The organism is Streptomyces sp. NPDC046876 (genome assembly GCF_040645035.1).
GTDB lineage: Bacteria > Actinomycetota > Actinomycetes > Streptomycetales > Streptomycetaceae > Streptomyces.
Window position 1 is genome coordinate 18150 of sequence record NZ_JBEYXK010000026.1, and the last position, 15815, is coordinate 33964.

At 71.1% G+C, this 15815-nt stretch carries 14 protein-coding genes; 1 reads left to right on the forward strand and 13 read right to left on the reverse strand.

Annotated features, from left to right (window positions below; translation table 11 throughout):
• Positions 1–122 precede the first annotated feature (122 nt).
• From ABZ924_RS16680 to ABZ924_RS16740, 13 genes are all read right to left on the reverse strand, one after another.
• Positions 123–1010 (reverse strand): hypothetical protein, encoded by an 888-nt coding sequence (locus ABZ924_RS16680; protein WP_361909440.1) that lies wholly within the window; start codon positions 1008–1010, stop codon positions 123–125.
• 65 nt (positions 1011–1075) lie between these two features.
• A complete protein-coding gene (locus ABZ924_RS16685) occupies positions 1076–1498 on the reverse strand; it encodes a PIN domain nuclease (RefSeq protein WP_361909443.1) in 423 nt (140 codons plus the stop codon).
• Positions 1495–1713 carry a type II toxin-antitoxin system VapB family antitoxin gene (locus tag ABZ924_RS16690; protein ID WP_361909446.1) on the reverse strand — a complete coding sequence of 73 codons (219 nt, stop codon included), beginning with the start codon at positions 1711–1713 and terminating at the stop codon, positions 1495–1497. The genes ABZ924_RS16685 and ABZ924_RS16690 overlap by 4 nt, the downstream gene beginning before the upstream one ends.
• A gap of 142 nt (positions 1714–1855) precedes the next feature.
• The gene (locus tag ABZ924_RS16695; protein ID WP_361909449.1) at positions 1856–3781 is read right to left on the reverse strand and encodes a TIGR03960 family B12-binding radical SAM protein; all 1926 of its coding nucleotides are present in this window, start codon (positions 3779–3781) and stop codon (positions 1856–1858) included.
• Positions 3782–3861: 80 nt separating this feature from the next.
• Complete coding sequence (locus ABZ924_RS16700) at positions 3862–5505, reverse strand: CYTH and CHAD domain-containing protein (protein ID WP_361909451.1); 1644 nt, start codon at positions 5503–5505, stop codon at positions 3862–3864.
• Between the two features lie 139 nt (positions 5506–5644).
• Positions 5645–6844 (reverse strand): rod shape-determining protein RodA, encoded by a 1200-nt coding sequence (rodA, locus tag ABZ924_RS16705; RefSeq protein WP_361909454.1) that lies wholly within the window; start codon positions 6842–6844, stop codon positions 5645–5647.
• 15 nt (positions 6845–6859) lie between these two features.
• Positions 6860–9040 carry a penicillin-binding protein 2 gene (mrdA, locus tag ABZ924_RS16710; RefSeq protein WP_361909457.1) on the reverse strand — a complete coding sequence of 727 codons (2181 nt, stop codon included), beginning with the start codon at positions 9038–9040 and terminating at the stop codon, positions 6860–6862.
• Between the two features lie 13 nt (positions 9041–9053).
• A complete protein-coding gene (gene mreD, locus ABZ924_RS16715; protein ID WP_361909460.1) occupies positions 9054–9767 on the reverse strand; it encodes a rod shape-determining protein MreD in 714 nt (237 codons plus the stop codon).
• A gap of 12 nt (positions 9768–9779) precedes the next feature.
• Positions 9780–10727: a rod shape-determining protein MreC gene (gene mreC, locus ABZ924_RS16720; protein WP_361909463.1), complete on the reverse strand. Its 948-nt coding sequence runs from the start codon at positions 10725–10727 to the stop codon at positions 9780–9782.
• 178 nt (positions 10728–10905) lie between these two features.
• Positions 10906–11925: a rod shape-determining protein gene (locus tag ABZ924_RS16725; RefSeq protein WP_008738981.1), complete on the reverse strand. Its 1020-nt coding sequence runs from the start codon at positions 11923–11925 to the stop codon at positions 10906–10908.
• 305 nt (positions 11926–12230) lie between these two features.
• On the reverse strand, positions 12231–12641 hold the full coding sequence (gene ndk, locus ABZ924_RS16730) for a nucleoside-diphosphate kinase (RefSeq protein WP_361909466.1): 411 nt from the start codon (positions 12639–12641) through the stop codon (positions 12231–12233).
• A 123-nt stretch (positions 12642–12764) separates the two neighbouring features.
• Positions 12765–13112, reverse strand: coding sequence for a DUF4233 domain-containing protein (locus ABZ924_RS16735; protein ID WP_361909469.1), 348 nt, complete (start codon positions 13110–13112; stop codon positions 12765–12767).
• 3 nt (positions 13113–13115) lie between these two features.
• Positions 13116–14642, reverse strand: coding sequence for a folylpolyglutamate synthase/dihydrofolate synthase family protein (locus ABZ924_RS16740; RefSeq protein ID WP_361909471.1), 1527 nt, complete (start codon positions 14640–14642; stop codon positions 13116–13118).
• 117 nt (positions 14643–14759) lie between these two features.
• Between ABZ924_RS16740 and ABZ924_RS16745 the strand changes: the two genes are divergently transcribed.
• The gene (locus ABZ924_RS16745; RefSeq protein ID WP_361909474.1) at positions 14760–15809 is read left to right on the forward strand and encodes a rod shape-determining protein; all 1050 of its coding nucleotides are present in this window, start codon (positions 14760–14762) and stop codon (positions 15807–15809) included.
• The last annotated feature ends 6 nt before the right edge of the window (positions 15810–15815 follow it).

Sequence of the window (15815 nt, forward strand, 5' to 3'; positions counted from 1 at the left end):
CGTGCCTGCCCTCCGGCTCACCCCTGCGTCCGGCGCAGGGGGCTCTCGGGGGCGGGCGGACGGCCCACGGCTGTCGTACTACCCAGACTACGCGCCCCTGACCTCGCCGGTTCCCGGGGCGGTCACCCGAAGAGGGCCCGCCGCACCTCGGCGCGGACCTCCCGGACGACGCTCCGCACCGAGCGCCACGCCTCGCGCAGGGCGTGCCCGACCGGTGTCAGCACGTACCGGTACACCCGCGAGCAGGGCCACCCCACCAGCGCCCACGCCACCAGCGAGATCCCCCGCCACACCCACTTCACGATCCGCCCGGCGACATGCCAGGCCCAGACGAGCACCGCCCCGAGCGGCGCCAGCCCATACCGGTACACCCCCCGCACAACCCACCCCACGGCACCCCCCACGGGCACCAACACCCACCGCCACACCGCTGCCGCGGCCCATGCCAGGGCCTGCCCGGCCGGGACGATCAGCCACTGGTACGCCGCCCGGATCGCCCAGACGACCGCCGCCCCGAGCGGCACCAGCACGTAACGGTAGGCGGCGGCGACCAACCAGGCCGCGGCTACCCCGACCGGCCTGAGCAGGAACCCGTAGGCGGCGGCGACGAGCCAGGCCGCACCCTGGCCGACTGGCCGCACCAGCCACTCGTACGCGGCCGCGGCCAGCGACCGCAGCCCGCGGCCGACCGGTGCGAGCACCCACGCGTACACCGCGCGCCCGACGGGCGCGAGCAGATACCGCCACAGCCCGACCCAGGGCCAGACGAACACCAGCTTGAGCAGCACGCCGAGCACCCACCCGATCCCGCGCAGCACCGGTTCGAGCACGTGCACCCACAGCGGCCCGAGCACGTGCCGCTGCAGGCCCCGCGCGGCGGCGGCGATCAGCTCCCAGACCACCCGTACGGGCAGTACGACGAGCACCGCCACGACCTTGACCGGAATCCGCAGCACCCCCACGAGGCAGCCGTCGGCAGGGTCGGCGGTGCGCCGCTTGTCGATCTCCATGCAGAGAAGGACACACGAAAGCCCCCGTCCGTTGCATCGGCGGGGGCTCTGACGGCGGCCGGACCTCAGTCGATCGACCCGGGCTCGGCCAGCCACTGCGTGCGCAGGTCCATGTGCTTGGCGATTGTCTCGAAGTCGCGGTCGTAGTGCAGCACCGTGAGCCGGTGCCGTGCGGCGGTCACGGCGACGACGAGGTCGACGACTCCGGCGGACCGCACGCACCCCGCCTGGGCCAGGGCTTCCTGCGCGCCCAGGACCCTGCTCCACACATCGTCGGGGATCTCGTGCCACACGTAGAGGTCTGCGAACGCCTGCCGCATCGCGGCGTACTGGGCGGCCGAGCGCGCGGAGTACAGGGCCTCCACCTCGGTGGCCGTGCACATCCCGATACGCCCCGCCGCGAGCACCGGCCGCCAGGTGGCGAACGGCCCCGGCAGCGTGATCCGGTGCACGGCAGAGGTGTCGATCAGGTACGAGCTGTCGGTCACCCGCGCACCTCGTCCTTGAATCCCGGCTCCCGCCCCTTGTCGAAGGCTCCCTCTTCATCGAGTTTGACGAGGGCTTCGAGCGCGCGCTCGCGGCGCAGGCGGGCTCCTATTTCCTCGAGGGCGGCGTTGACGGTGTCCTTCTTGGTCGTGGTTCCGAGTGCCTCGGCAGCGAGCGCCAACGCTTCCTCGTTGATGTCGATCACGGTCTTGGCCATGAATGCCACCTCCGAACGAGGGCAGGATATTGCCCTGTACGGAATGAAGGATATCCAGGGCCGACCACGGCAGAAACCTTCATGCTCCCCTCGAATGAATATGCCCCCGCCGATCCCGGCGGGGGCACATGTCGAGCGCGGACTACTTCACGACCGTCAGCGGCAGCAGCTTCTTGCCGGTCGGGCCGATCTGGATGTGGGTGTCCATCTGAGGACAGACGCCGCAGTCGAAGCACGGGGTCCAGCGGCAGTCCTCAACCTCGGTCTCGTCGAGGGCGTCCTGCCAGTCCTCCCAGAGCCAGTCCTTGTCCAGGCCGGAGTCGAGGTGGTCCCAGGGGAGGACCTCCTCGTACGTGCGCTCGCGGGTCGTGTACCAGTCCACGTCCACGCCGTACGCCGGGAGGGTCTTCTCCGCGCACTCCATCCAGCGGTCGTACGAGAAGTGCTCGCGCCAGCCGTCGAAGCGGCCGCCGTCCTCGTACACGGCGCGGATGACGTCGCCGATGCGGCGGTCGCCGCGGGACAGGAGGCCCTCGACGATGCCCGGCTTGCCGTCGTGGTAGCGGAAGCCGATGGAGCGGCCGTACTTCTTGTCGCCGCGGATCTTGTCGCGGAGCTTCGCCAGGCGGGCGTCCGTCTCCTCCGCCGACAGCTGCGGGGCCCACTGGAACGGGGTGTGCGGCTTCGGGACGAAGCCGCCGATCGACACCGTGCAGCGGATGTCGTTCTGCCCGGAGACCTCGCGGCCCTTGGCGATCACGTTGACCGCCATGTCACCGATCTGCAGGACGTCCTCGTCGGTCTCGGTCGGCAGGCCGCACATGAAGTACAGCTTCACCTGGCGCCAGCCGTTGCCGTACGCGGTGGCGACGGTGCGGATCAGGTCCTCTTCCGAGACCATCTTGTTGATGACCTTGCGCATGCGCTCGGAGCCGCCCTCGGGGGCGAAGGTCAGGCCGGAGCGGCGGCCGTTGCGGGTCAGCTCGTTGGCCAGGTCCACGTTGAAGGCGTCCACGCGGGTGGAGGGGAGCGAGAGGCCCACCTTGTCGTCCGCGTAGCGGTCCGCGAGGCCCTTGGCGATGTCCGCGATCTCGGTGTGGTCCGCCGAGGAGAGGGACAGCAGGCCGACCTCCTCGAAGCCGGTCGCCTTCAGGCCCTTCTCGACCATCTCGCCGATGCCGGTGATGCTTCGCTCCCGCACGGGGCGCGTGATCATGCCGGCCTGGCAGAAACGACAGCCGCGGGTGCACCCGCGGAAGATCTCGACGGACATCCGCTCGTGGACGGTCTCGGCGAGCGGGACCAGCGGCTGCTTGGGGTACGGCCACTCGTCGAGGTCCATGACCGTGTGCTTGGAGACGCGCCACGGCACGCCCGAGCGGTTGGGCACGACACGGCCGATGCGGCCGTCGGGCAGGTACTCCACGTCGTAGAAGCCCGGCACGTAGACGTTGCCGGTCTTCGCGAGGCGCAGCAGCAGCTCCTCGCGGCCGCCGGGCCGGCCCTCGGCCTTCCAGGCGCGGATGATGTCGGTGATGTCGAGGACGGCCTGCTCGCCGTCGCCGATGACCGCGCAGTCGATGAAGTCCGCGATCGGCTCGGGGTTGAAGGCCGCGTGGCCGCCCGCGAGGACGATCGGGTGGTCCTCGGTGCGGTCGCGGGCCTCCAGCGGGATCCCCGCCAGGTCCAGGGCGGTGAGCATGTTGGTGTAGCCCAGCTCCGTGGAGAAGGACAGGCCGAACACGTCGAAGGCACCGACGGGGCGGTGGCTGTCCACGGTGAACTGCGGCACCTTGTGCTCGCGCATGAGCGCTTCCAGGTCGGGCCACACGCTGTACGTGCGCTCGGCGAGGACGCCCTCGCGCTCGTTGAGCACCTCGTACAGGATCATGACGCCCTGGTTGGGCAGCCCGACCTCGTACGCGTCCGGGTACATGAGCGCCCAGCGGACGTCACACGAATCCCACGGCTTGACGGTGGAGTTGAGTTCACCGCCGACGTACTGGATGGGCTTCTGCACATGCGGGAGCAGAGCTTCGAGCTGTGGGAAGACCGACTCGGACATCACGCGACTTTCGTGAAGCGGGCAGGGGGTGACTCTCAAGCGTAACCCGGACGGCCCCCGGCCCCTGCCGCCACGATCACCGCCTACGGGGTCAGGGCCGCCCGGCGCGCGGGTTCGCAGGCCTTGGCCCATACGTCCGGAAGCTCCCGTTCGCAGGTGGCGGCCAGGGCTTCCTCGCGGGCGTAGAGCACGCCCCAGGTGAAGGCGGAGTCACCCGCGGCGGTGGCCTGGAGGCCGATGTCGCGCAGGGCGTCGCGGGCGACGACGCTGTCCTGGTGCTCGCCGAGCAGGGTCTGTACCGCCTTCATGGCCTTGGCCTGCCGTTTCGCGGGCTTTCCGAGGGCTTCGGTGGCGGCCTCCGCCGCGTAGCGTGCGCGCTTGGCGGCCTTGCGGGCGTCGTGGAGGGCGTGGTCGCGTTCGGTGCCGGGGTCCAGGTCGAGGGCGGCGGCGATGCGGCGGGCGAGGCGGTCGTGGTCGCGCAGGACGGCCTTGGGCAGCACTTTCCGGGCGGGCTTGTCGGCGGCGGGGCGGAGCGGGGGGTCGGCGAGGAGGGCGTCGAGGGCGTCGAGGAGGGCCAGGTAGCGCTTGCTGTCGAGGGCGGCGAGGGCGCGGCGGCGGGATCCGGAGCGGCGGGCGGCGTGCCAGGTGCGCAGTCGGCCGCGGACGGGGCCCTGCAGCAGGGGGCGCGGGAGTCCGGCGACGTGGTCCTGGATGCGGGCGTGGAGGACTTCCTGGTCGCGGTCGACGCCGAGCTCGGCGGCGAGCCAGCGCAGCTCCTCGCCGAGGGGGTCGGTGGCGGTGCGGTCGAGGACCTTGCGGAAGGTCTTGAAGGCGCTGCGGATGCGGCGGGAGGCGACCCGCATCTGGTGGACGGAGTCCGGCAGGGCCCGCCGTACGGCGGGGTCCTGGGCGACGAGGGCGTCGCGCTGGAGGCGCAGGTACGCGAGGACGTGCGCGCCCGCGGTGTCCTCGGCGGGGCCGGGGGCGGGGCGGGGGGCGGGGGCGGTGCCGGTCTCGGCGAGGGCGCGCGCGAGTTTGGAGGGGGAGTCGGAGACCCGGATGCCGGCCTTGCGGAAGGTCTTCTCGACGGCGTCGAGGAGGGCGGGGTCGGTGCCCTCGGCGAGTTCCACCTCGATCTCGGTCCAGGTGGCGACGGCTCCGGCTCCGGCCCGCCCGACAGCGGCGGCCTGCCCGGCATCCGCCGGCCGTCCCCCCGCCTGCCCGGCTCCCGCCTGCCCCGCTCCCCTCTGCCCCGCTCCCGCCTGCCCCTCCCCCGTCTGCCCGGCCTCGGCCCGGACGCTGTCGGTGGAGAGCTCGGCGAGCACGGTGCCGTCGGCGTCGAGGAGGTGGCTGACCCTGCGGGAGGAGAGCAGCCGGACCCGGGGTTCGAGGCCGCCCTCGCGGACGCGGGAGCGGAGCAGGGCGGCGAGGGAGCGCGGGACGGTGTCGCTGAGGGGGGCGCCGATCTCGTCGCGGACGCCCGGGGAGACGGGCAGTTTGAGGTGCCAGCCCGCGTCGGCGCCGCCGGTGCGGCGGCGGAGGGTGAGGCCGTCGGCGGCGAGCCGCTGGTCGGGGGTGTCGTAGTAGACGGCGTCGAGGTCGACGGTGCCCCGGTCGGCCACGGAGGCGATCCGGGCCGTGCCCGCGAGGTCGGGGATGCCCCTGCGCGCCGCCTTGGCCGTAGTGAACTCGAATTTCCGCTCGATCTCGCGCTTCGTGTCCGCCATGGATCGAACTTAATCCTGAACGGTCAACGACGGCACGGTGAACGGCGGGATCGGCCGGGTCCGGTTCCGGAACCGGCCGGAACCGCCCGGAACCCGGCCGAAGAGCGCCCCCCGCCCCGTCCGCGCCCCCGCCCCTCCGCTAGGCCGACATCGGCCGCTGCACCTTGATCGATTGCAGGAGCCCGATGGCCACCCACACGGCGAACATCGACGATCCTCCGTAGGAGACGAAGGGCAGCGGCAGGCCCGCCACCGGCATGATCCCGAGCGTCATCCCGATGTTCTCGAAGGCCTGGAAGGCGAACCAGGCGATGATCCCGGCGCAGACGATGGTCCCGTAGAGCTCCGTGGTCTCGCGGGCGATCATGCAGGCCCGCCACAGCACCACGCCGAGCAGGACGAGGATCAGGCCGGCGCCGACGAAGCCGAGCTCCTCGCCCGCGACCGTGAAGACGAAGTCCGTCTGCTGCTCGGGCACGAACTGGCCGGTGGTCTGCGAGCCCTTGAAAAGGCCGGAGCCGGTCAGCCCGCCGGAGCCGATCGCGATGCGCGCCTGGTTGGTGTTGTAGCCGACGCCGGCGGGGTCGAGCTCGGGGTTGGCGAAGGCCGCGAAGCGGTTGATCTGGTATTCGTCGAGCACGCCGAGCTGCCAGACCAGGATGGCGCCGCCCGCGCCGGAGCCGAGCAGGCCGAGCACCCAGCGGTTGGAGGCGCCGGAGGCGAGCAGGACACCGAGCACGATGACGACCATGACCATGACGGAGCCCAGGTCGGGCATCAGCATGACGATGCCCATCGGGACGGCGGCCAGGCACAGGGCCTTCATCACGGTGCGGTGGTCGGGATGGACGAGGTCGCCCGCGTCGACCCGGGCGGCCAGCAGCATCGCCATGCCCAGGATGATCGTGATCTTCACGAACTCGGAGGGCTGGAGGGAGAAGCCGCCGCCGATCACGATCCACGCGTGGGCGCCGTTGATGGTGGCGCCGAGCGGGGTGAGCACGGCGATGATCAGGATCAGGGAGAGCCCGTACAGGACCGGTACGGCGCCGCGCAGGGTGCGGTGGCCGAGCCAGATCGTGCCGATCATCAGCACGAGGCCGATGCCGGTGTTCATGGCGTGCCGGACGAGGAAGTAGTAGGGGTCGCCCTGGTTGAGCTGGGTGCGGTTGCGGGTCGCGGACCACACCAGCAGGGTGCCCAGCAGGGACAGGGCGAGCGCCGAGAGGAGTATCGGCCAGTCGAGCCGGCGCAGCACCGAGTCGCGCGAGGTCAGCTTGGCCATCGCGCTGGGCTCGGGGGCGTACCGGGATACGGAGAACTTGTTGGCGGTCTGCATGGTCGGCTCTTCGGCTCAGTCGTGCCCTGCGGGGCGCGCGGCGGGAGGGCCGGCCAGTGCGGGCGGCTCGGACTCCTCCGGGGACGGGGGTACGTACGGCTTGATCTCGGGGGCCACGATGGAGCCGTCGGGCTGGACGGCGGGCAGCTTCGCCTCGGGCTTGGGCAGCAGGGCCCTGTCGGCGTCGTAGTTTCCTTCCATGTCGAAGCCGTACATGGCGTTGTAGATGTTGCGCACGGCGGGTCCGGAGGCGCCGGACCCGGTGCCGCCCTGGGAGATGGTCATGACGATCACGAAGTCGTCGGTGTACGTCGCCAGCCACGAGGTGGTCTGCTTGCCGTAGACCTGGGCGGTGCCGGTCTTGGCCCGCAGCGGGACCTTGTCCAGCGGCCAGCCGACGAAGCGCCAGGCGGCGGTGCCGCCGGGCTCGACGACCATGCGCAGGCCCTTGTCGAGGTCGCCGAGGGTCTTGGCGTCGACGGGGAGCCTGCCGTGCGGGGTGGGTTTGATGACCTCGACCCGCTTGCCGTCGGGGCTGATGACGGCCTTGCCGATGGTGGGGTCGAAGAGGGTGCCGCCGTTGCTGATGGCGGCGTAGGCGGTGGCCATCTGGATGGGGGTGACGAGGACGTCGCCCTGGCCGATGGCGAAGTTGATGCTGTCGAAGGCCTTCAGCTGGTTGCCCTCGAGGCAGTTCTCGTAGGCGATCTGCTCGACGTAGGTGCCGCCCTTCTTGCCCTGCTTGCACCAGGCGTCCTTGTTGGCCTTCCAGAAGTTCTTCTTCCACTGGCGGTCCGGGATGCGGCCGCTGACCTCGTTGGGCAGGTCGATTCCGGTTTCGGCGCCGAGCCCGAACTCGTGTGCGGTCCGGTAGAACCAGTCGTGGGCGTCCTTCTTGGGCTTGAGGCCGCCGTCGCGCTGCCACTCCTTGTGGCCGAGGGCGTAGAAGACGGTGTTGCAGGAGAACTTGAGGGCCTCGCCGAGGGTGATGGGCCCGTGTCCCTTGGACTCGAAGTTCGCGAAGCTGCGGCCGCCCATGTTGTAGGAGCTGCTGCAGTTGTACTTGCTGTCGAAGGGGTAGCCGGCCCGGACGGCCGCGCTCGCCGAGACCACCTTGAAGATGGAGCCCGCCGGGGCCTGGCCCTGGATGGCCCGGTTCAGCAGGGGGTAGTTGGAGCTCTTGCTGGTGAGCCTGGCGTAGTCCTTGCCGGAGATGCCGCCGACCCAGGCGTTGGGGTCGTAGTCGGGCTGTGAGGCCATCGCGACGACGCGGCCGGTCTTGGCCTCCATGACGACCACGGCGCCCGAGTCGGCCTCGTACTTGCGGCCGGTGATGTTGTCGGTCTCCAGGCGGACGGTCTTCATGGCCTGCTGGAGCTCGTATTCGGCGACTGCCTGGACCCGGGCGTCGATGCTGGTGACGAGGGTGGACCCGGCCACGCCCCGGTCGGACTTGGTCTGGCCCATGACCCGGCCGAGGTTGTCCACCTCGTAGGAGGTGACTTCCGCCTTGCCGCGCAGGTACTTGTCGTACGTGCGCTCGATCCCGGAGCGGCCGACCTGGTCGGAGCGCAGGTGCGGCGAGTCGGTGTCCTTCGCCTTCTGGATCTCCTCGTCGGTGACGGGCGAGAGGTAGCCGAGGGCCTGCGCGGTACGGGCCCCGCCGGGCGCCGGGTAGCGGCGTACGGCGGTGGGCTCGGCGGTGATGCCGGGGTACTCCTCGGGGCGCTCGCGGATCTGCAGGGCCTGCTGGGTGGTGGCCTCGGCGGTGACCGGGATGGGCTGGTAGGGGGAACCGTTCCAGCAGGGCGGGGGCGTCTTGGAGTCGCAGACGCGGACCTTCTGCATGACCTCCTGGGGGGTCATGTCCAGGACCCCGGCGAGGCGGGTCAGGACGCCCTTGCCCTTGTCCTTCATCTTCATCAGCGCCGTACGGCTGGCGGAGACCACGAGCCGGGTCTCGTTGTCGGCGAGGGCGACGCCGCGGGCGTCGAGGATGGAGCCGCGCACGGCGGGCTGGACCACCCGCTGGACGTGGTTGCTCTTCGCCTCGTCGTAGTACTCGCCGCCGTTGCGGATCTGGAGGTACCACAGGCGCCCGCCGAGCGTGCAGAGCATGGAGAAGACGAGGACCTGCATGATGACGAGCCGGATCTGGACCCGGGGAATGCGGCCGGTCTCGGGAGACTTGGTCACGGGCACCGCCCCTTCACAGCTTCTTGATGCTCTTCACGCTCTTCATGCTCTTGACGCTCTTGACCCCCTTTATCCGCCCGGCCCGGTTGGCCCGGTTGCGTGCGGTCATCAGCCGCAGGCCGCCGCGCTGGCTGCCGATGCGCAGGCCGGTGCCGCCGGCGAGCCAGCCGGAGGACACGTCGGCGGCCTTGGCGGGGCCGCCGTTCGCCTCGACGGCCATCGGGTCGTTCTCGGCGCGCCGGGCGAGGGCCATGACGAACGGCACGGTGAAGGGGGCGAGCAGCAGGTCGTAGACGGTCGCGGTGAACAGCAGCCCGGTGAGGCCGACGTGGCGGGCGGCGGTGTCGCCGACGAGGGCGCCGACGCCCGCGTACAGCAGGGTGGAGCCGATCGCGGCGGCGACGACGGTGAGCATCGGGCCCCAGGCGGAGCGGAAGCGGCCGGAATCGGGGCGGGCCAGCCCGGCGGCGTACCCGATGACGCACAGGACGAGCGCGTACCGCCCGGCGGCGTGGTCGGCGGGCGGGGCGAGGTCGGCGAGGAGGCCGGCGGCGAAGCCGATGAGCGCGCCGCTGACGTGGCCGTAGACCAGGGCGAGGGCAACGACGGTCAGCAGGAGCAGGTCGGGTACGGCGCCGGGCAGTTGCAGCCGGCCGAGGATGGAGACCTGGACGACGAGGGCGACCACGACGAGCGTGGACGCGAGCAGGATCCGGTTGAAGCGCATGGCGGTCTGCTCCTACTCGTCGGCCGGCTTGCCGGACGCACTGGCGTCGGGGGACGGGGTGACCGTGACCGTGACCGTCGGGGCGGGCTTGGGGGCCTCGGGCTTGGGCGGCAGGACGGTGTCGCGGGGGTCCTCGCGCGGGGGCACGACGACGACGCCGACGATGTCCAGGCGGGAGAAGCCCACGAACGGGCGGACCCACACGGTGCGGGTCAGGTCGCCGCGGGAGGGGTCGACCTTGACCACCTCGCCGATCGGGACGCCGGGCACGAAGGGCTTGTTGCCGCGGGAGCCGAAGGTGACGAGCCGGTCGCCGGGGCTGACCTTGGCCTTGCCGTTGAGCATCTGGACGGACAGGGCGCGGTCTCCCTGGCCGTTGGCGAAGCCGAGTTCGCCGGTCTTCTCCAGGCGGGTGCCGACGGTGAAGTCGGGGTCGTTGGCGAGGACGACGGTGGCGGTGTCGGGTCCGACGGTGGCGACGCGGCCGACGAGGCCGTCGCCGTTGAGGACGGTCATGTCGCGCTCGATGCCGTCCTTGCTGCCGGCGTCGATGGTGACGGTCCAGGAGAAGCCCTGGGCCGCTCCTATGGCGATGACCTCGGCGCCCTTGATGCCGTACTGTCCGGAGCCGGCCCGCTTGAGCATCTCGTCGAGCTCGTGGATGCGGCTGCGGGTCTGGTCGGCGCTGCCGAGCCGGGCCTTCAGGGCGGCGTTCTCGCGCTCCAGGACGGCGATGCGGTCGTGCCGCTCGCCGGAGTCCCGTACCGCCCCTATGGCGTTGGCGACCGGGTCGACGGCTGTCGCGACGCCCTTCTCGACCGGGCCGAAGACGGCAGCGGCGGCCTGCCGGGCGCCGTCGACCGGAGACTCCTCGCCTGCCCTGATGTCCACCGTGATCAATGCGAACGCGATGGCGATCAGGAGCACCAGGAGCAGCCGGCTTTCTCGTGTGTCCCTCACGTGCGGCGGCCGTGCCTTCCTCGTAGATACCCGTGCGGCGGAGCCGCTCCGGTGGAACGTCAAGCTGTGGGCGTAGCACCGGATGTTGCCTGTATATCAACGATCCGCCGCACGGGCGCGGCAGCACCCGTACGGCGGATCCTTGTGTTCCGCACGGTCCCCTTTGCGGGGGTTCGTGTCAGCGCCGGGGCTGGGCGTCCAGGACCTGCTGGAGCGCTTCGAACTCCTCGACGCACTTGCCGGAGCCGAGCGCGACGGAGTCGAGCGGGTCCTCGGCGATGTGGATCGGCATGCCCGTCTCACGGCGCAGCCGCTCGTCGAGGCCGCGCAGCAGGGCGCCGCCGCCGGTCAGGACGATGCCGCGGTCCATGATGTCGCCGGAGAGCTCCGGCGGGCACTTGTCGAGGGTGGTCTTGACGGCGTCGACGATGGCGTTGACCGGTTCCTCGATGGCCTTGCGGACCTCCGCGGCCGAGATGACCACGGTCTTGGGCAGGCCCGAGACGAGGTCGCGGCCGCGGATTTCGGTGTGCTCGTCCTTGTCGAGGTCGTACGCCGAACCGATGGTGATCTTGATCTGCTCGGCGGTCCGCTCACCGAGGAGGAGGCTGTACTCCTTCTTGATGTGCTGGATGATCGCGTTGTCGAGCTCGTCGCCGGCCACCCGGATGGACTGTGCCGTGACGATTCCGCCGAGGGAGATGACCGCGACCTCGGTGGTGCCGCCGCCGATGTCCACGACCATGTTGCCGGTGGCCTCGTGCACGGGCAGGCCCGAGCCGATGGCCGCGGCCATGGGCTCCTCGATGATGTGCACCTGACGGGCGCCGGCCTGGGTGGACGCCTCGATGACGGCGCGGCGCTCCACCCCGGTGATACCGGAGGGGACGCAGACCACGACGCGCGGGCGGGCCAGGTAGCGACGCTTGTGGATCTTGAGGATGAAGTACCGGAGCATGCGCTCGGTGATCTCGAAGTCGGCGATGACGCCGTCCTTGAGGGGCCTGACGGCGACGATGTTGCCGGGCGTGCGCCCGATCATCTTCTTCGCTTCGGAGCCGACCGCCAGGATGCCACCGGTGTTCGTGTTGATGGCGACCACGGACGGCTCGTTCAGGACGATCCCCCGGCCCCTCACGTACACCAGCGTGTTGGCGGTCCCGAGGTCGATCGCCATGTCACGGCCGATGAACGACATGTTGTTCCCCTTGTTCCCCATGAGGAGCGTCTGGCCTTCCAGTTGATAGCTGCTGCTGTCAGGTCGGCGAGGTGGGTGTGTGGGTGGAGGCCCCATCGTAGTGCCGCAGGTCGGGCATCGCGCGACGGGACTGGCGGCAATCCCGCCGGAACGGAAACCCGTCCCCTTAGTGGTGACGTCGTGTCCTGTCCATGCGTTCCCGCGCGGGTCCGGCTATACCGAAGGGCGACCGAAATTACTTCGGTCGCCCCAGGTCGTGAGCGCTATTCGGCTGATGTTACGTCAGGAAGGGCCGCGCTGAGCCGTCAGAGGGACGGGAAGAACAGCTTCAGCTCGCGCTCGGCGGACTCCTCCGAGTCCGAGGCGTGGATCAGGTTCTCGCGGGTGATGGTGCCGAAGTCGCCGCGGATGGATCCGGGCGCCGCGGCGATCGGGTCGGTGGGGCCGGCCAGCTGGCGGACGCCCTCGATCGCACGTTCCCCTTCGACGACGAGGACGACGACCGGGCCGCTCGCCATGAAGCCCATGAGGGGCTCGTAGAAGGGGCGCCCCACGTGCTCGGCGTAGTGCGTCTCCAGCGTCTCCCGCTCCAGCGTGCGCAGCTCCATGGCGGGGATGGTCCAGCCGGCCTTCCGCTCGATGCGGCCGATGATCTCGCCCACCAGGCCGCGACGGACGGCGTCGGGCTTCAGGATGACGAGCGTGCGCTGGGACATGGTTGCGGCTCCTTGCGGCAAACGGGTGCGGTGGTACGAGGCTACAGCCCGCCGGTGGCCCGGCTGCGCCGAGCCCCGGGCCCCGCACCGCCCGCCACCGGCCGGCCGGCCGGCCGCGCGCTGCTACGCCTCGGCCTCGGCCCGGTCGGCGGCCCAGCGGGCCTTGATCGTGTCGATCTTGCGGCCGTAGTGCACCGAGCACCACCACAGGCCGGCGAAGACCGCACCGAGGAAGAACATCATCGGGACGACGAACCCGCTCAGGATCAGGCCGATCTGGAGCGCCCAGCCGATCTGCACCGCGCCGGGACGCGAGAGCATCCCGCACAGCAGCACGGACAGCAGCATGGAGATCCCGCAGACCGTCCAGACCTGGGCCTGGGTCAGGTCCGGGTCCTTCATGGCGACGAGCCCCGCGAAACCGATCACGAAGAACTCGCCGATCAAGGTCGAGGCACACAGCGTGCGCATCCGTCAGCCCCTCTTCAGCAGCAGGCGGGCCTCGCCCACCGTGATCACGGAGCCGGTCACCAGGACCCCGGCCCCTCCGTACTCGGCCTCTTCCTCCGCCAGGGTGATCGCCGCCTCCAGGGCGTCGTCCAGGCGCGGTTCCACCTGCACCCGGTCCGACCCGAAGACCTCGACCGCGATGGCAGCCAGCTCGTCCGCGGACATCGCCCGGTGGCTGGAGTTCTCGGTGACCACGACTTCCGCGAAGATCGGCTCGAAGGCCTCGAAGACCCCCCGCACGTCCTTGCCCTCGCTCGCGCCCACGACGCCGATGAGCCGGCTGAAGCCGAACGCCTCGGTCACCGCCTCCGCCGTGACCTGCGCGCCGGCCGGGTTGTGCGCCGCGTCCAGGATCACCGTGGGGCTGCGGCGGACGACCTCCATCCGGCCCGGCGACGTCACCGAGGCGAAGCCCCGGCGCACCGTCTCCAGGTCCAGCTCGCGCGACTCCTGCGCGCCGACCCCGAAGAAGGCCTCCACCGCGGCCAGCGCCACCGCTGCGTTGCGCGCCATGTGGGCGCCGTACAGCGGCAGGAAGATCCCGTCGTACTCACCGCCCACCCCGCGCAGCGTCAGCATCTGCCCGCCGACCGCCACCTCGCGCGAGGCGACGCCGAACTCCATGCCCTCGCGGGCCACGGTCGCATCGACCTCGACGGCCTTCTTCAGCAGCACCTGCGCCGCGTCCACCGGCTGCTGCGCCAGGATCACGGTGGCGTCCTGCTTGATGATGCCGCCCTTCTCCTGCGCGATCTCGCCGGGCGTGGAGCCGAGCCGGTCGGTGTGGTCCAGGCTGATCGGGGTGACGACCGCGACCGCCGCGTCGATCACGTTCGTCGCGTCCCAGCTGCCGCCCATGCCGACCTCGACGACCGCCACGTCGACCGGGGCATCCGCGAACGCCGCGTAGGCCATGCCGGTGAGGACCTCGAAGAACGACAGCCGGTACTCCTCGGAGGCGTCGACCATCTCCACGTACGGCTTGATGTCGTAGTACGTCTCCACGAAGCGCTCGGCGGAGATCGGTGCCCCGTCCAGGCTGATGCGCTCGGTGATCGACTGCACGTGCGGGCTGGTGTACCGGCCGGTGCGCAGCTCGAAGGCGTTCAGCAGGGCCTCGATCATGCGGGAGGTGCTGGTCTTGCCGTTCGTGCCGGTGACGTGGATGGAGGGGTACGCGTGCTGCGGCTCGCCGAGGACGTCCATCAGCGCGGCGATCCGCGAGACGGACGGCTCCAGCTTGGTCTCGCCCCAGCGGGTGGAGAGCTCCTGCTCCACCTCCCGCAGCGCCGCGGCCGTCTCCGGATCCAGGGGTGCGGGGGCCGGTTCGCCCTGGGGCGGTCCGGCCTGGGCGCGCAGGGTGCGGCTGCCGGCCTCGATCACCGCCAGGTCGGGGTCGCGGTCGGACTCTTCCGCCACGATCCGGTCGAACATGTCGAGGGTGTCGTCGTGGTCCTCGGGACCGTGGCTCTCGGGCTGCTGCTCACTCACAGGGCCAGTCTACGGACGGGGGCCCGCAGGACTTTCGACCCGGCCGTTTCGGGACCTTCGGCGACGGGAGCGACCGGATCGTTATGCAAGCCTTGCGGACGGGAGATTGGGGAACAAATGCCGCAGGCCAGCACCGACAAGACCGCCACCAGCCGGGACATAGGCATGGACCTGGGGACCGCCAACACCCTCGTCTACGCGCGAGGGCACGGCATCGTCCTCAATGAGCCGTCCGTGGTCGCGGTCCGGGCGGGCACCACCACGGCCCTGGCCGTCGGGACCGAGGCCAAGGAGACCATCGGCCGCACCCCCGGCTCCATCACCGCGATCCGCCCCCTGAAGGACGGGGTGATCTGCGACTACGAGGCCGCCGAGGAGATGATCCGGCACTTCGTCCGCAAGGCGGTGCCCGGGCGGCGCACGCGCACCCGCATGGTGGTCTGCGTGCCGTCCGGGGTCACCCCGGTCGAGCGGCGGGCCATCATCCACGCCTCGACGCGGGCCGGCGCGCGCACCGTGCACCTGATCGAGGAGCCGATGGCGGCGGCGATCGGGGCCGGCCTGCCCGTCGCCGAGCCGCGCGGCTCGATGGTCGTCGACATCGGCGGCGGCACCTGCGAGGTCGCCGTGATCTCCCTCGGCGGGATCGTCACCTCGCAGTCGCTGCGCGTCGGCGGGGACCGGCTCGACGCCGCCATCACGGACTGGGTCCGCAAGGAGCACGGCCTGATCGTCGGCGAGCGCACCGCGGAGGACCTCAAGATCGCCATCGGGTCGGCCTGGCCCGTACCGGACCGGCCCGAGCTGGAGACGCGCACCCACACCGTGCGCGGCCGCGAGCGGGTGGGCGGCATGCCGAAGACGCTCGAGCTCGGCGCGGCCGACGTGCGGGCCGCCCTCGACGAGCCGATCGGGGCGATCATCGCCGCGGTGCGCACCACCCTGGAGGACTGCCCGCCGGAGCTGTCCGGCGATGTGATGGAGCACGGCATCGTGCTGACCGGCGGCGGTGCGCTGCTGCCGGGCCTGGACCTGCGGATCGCGTCCGCGACGGGCATCCCGGTCTTCGTCGCCGACGCACCGCTGGACTGCGTGGCCCTCGGCTCGGGCAAGTGCGTGGAGGACCTCGACACCCTCGGCGGACTGCTGGCCCCGGCGAAGGCCTGAGTACCG